The 273-nt window shown below is 59.7% G+C and carries 1 protein-coding gene; it reads right to left on the bottom strand.

Going from position 1 to position 273, the window contains the following annotated elements; genetic code table 11:
* Positions 1-273 (bottom strand): flagellar biosynthesis regulator FlaF (gene flaF, locus AC1RQI_RS17185; RefSeq protein WP_481905828.1); only part of this gene is annotated, 273 nt, incomplete at both ends.

Raw genomic sequence — 273 nt, 5'->3', positions numbered from 1 at the left:
AGGCCGGCGGCAAGGTTGCAATTGATATCGATCAGCGACTTCAGCTTCGCCGGGTCCGGATTCATCTGGATGTCGACAGTCTGCTTCATCACGAACACGCCGATGTTCGCGATGTTCTGACGCACCTCGAGCGGCTGCGGATTCTCGTCGCCCTGCGCTGCGCTGAGGAAGATCGACCACAGGCGCCGGTTGAACAGCAATGCGTGATCGAGCGCCTTGTCGAGACCGTTCCAGTTCGACTGGACTTCCTGTAGCTGACGGGCCGCCTTCAGA

The sequence above is a fragment of the Salicola sp. AFF1 genome, assembly GCF_056783195.1.
Note: the sequence above shows the minus strand (reverse complement) of the source record. Positions and strands in the feature narration are given on the sequence as shown.